The following is a 1090-nucleotide window of genomic DNA, read 5'->3' on the forward strand; positions in this document are numbered from 1 at the left end:
TTCCTGAGGAGTAAGACATGGCACAACCGTTCCTCGCGGAAGTCCGCATTTTTGCAGGCAACTACGCACCGCAGGGTTGGGCGCTTTGCAATGGCCAGATCTTGCCCATCGCTCAAAACCAGGCCTTATTCTCCCTGCTGGGCACAACCTATGGCGGCAATGGCGTGAACAACTTCGCCCTGCCCAATCTGCAACAGCGCATCCCGCTGCACCAGGGCCAGGGGCCGGGTCTGACGCCGCGCATGCTGGGCGAAATCGGCGGCGAAGCAACCCATCAGCTGACGCTGAACGAAATGGCAGGCCACAACCACAGCCTGAACGGTACCAATACCCCTCCGTCGGTGGGCTCCCCGGCCGGGGCCCTGCTCGCCGCCCCACCTGGCGCCACGCCGCCTTACCACRACCCATCCTCGCTGGCGCCGATGCCAGTGGGCAGCCTGAGCACGACGGGCAACAACACGCCGCATAATAATCAGCAGCCTTATCTGGTGCTGAACTTCATCATCGCGCTCCAGGGCATCTTCCCGTCGCGGAACTGAAGCGCCGATGGACGAAACAGAGGCAATCCGCCTGCGTGCCGCCGAGGAAGCCGATCAGGACTTCCTGTTCGAGCTGCTGGCCAGCACACGGCCGGATTTGTCCCTGATCGACGGTCCGGCCCGCAGCATGCTGCTGCGCCTGCAGCTGGAAGCGCAACACGCCCATTACCGGCAACACTTCCCCCAGCTGGAGGCCAATGTGGTGCTGGTCGGCGATCAGCGCGCCGGCCGCCTCTGCGTCGCACGCACCGACAACGAAATTCGCCTGCTGGACATCAGCCTGCTGCCCGGCTTTCGCAACCGTCACATCGGCGGCCACCTGCTGTCCACCCTGCAGGAGGCGGCCCGCCACCTCGGCCTGCCCCTACGCTTGCATGTTTTGCAAGACAATCCTGCGCGGCACTTGTACGAACGTCATGGTTTCCAGCCCGGCGCGCTGGACGGCCTCCATCTGAGCATGGAATGGAGCGCCGTCTCTAGGGTATAATTCTCGGTTCGATTTCATTACTATCAGACCAAGAAAACCATGGAAGCTGAACGCATCAATGCCC

General features: G+C 62.5%; 2 protein-coding genes. Both read left to right on the forward strand.

Annotated features, from left to right (window positions below; all coding sequences use genetic code 11):
* The first annotated feature begins 17 nt into the window (after window positions 1-17).
* Window positions 18-539 carry a phage tail protein gene (locus AB4Z11_RS32350; RefSeq protein WP_442030367.1) on the forward strand — a complete coding sequence of 174 codons (522 nt, stop codon included), beginning with the start codon at window positions 18-20 and terminating at the stop codon, window positions 537-539.
* A gap of 7 nt (window positions 540-546) precedes the next feature.
* Window positions 547-1026 (forward strand): GNAT family N-acetyltransferase, encoded by a 480-nt coding sequence (locus AB4Z11_RS32355; protein WP_442030369.1) that lies wholly within the window; start codon window positions 547-549, stop codon window positions 1024-1026.
* Window positions 1027-1090 lie beyond the last annotated feature (64 nt).

Source organism: Pseudoduganella sp. RAF53_2, assembly GCF_052113985.1.
In the GTDB taxonomy this organism is placed as follows: domain Bacteria; phylum Pseudomonadota; class Gammaproteobacteria; order Burkholderiales; family Burkholderiaceae_D; genus Rugamonas.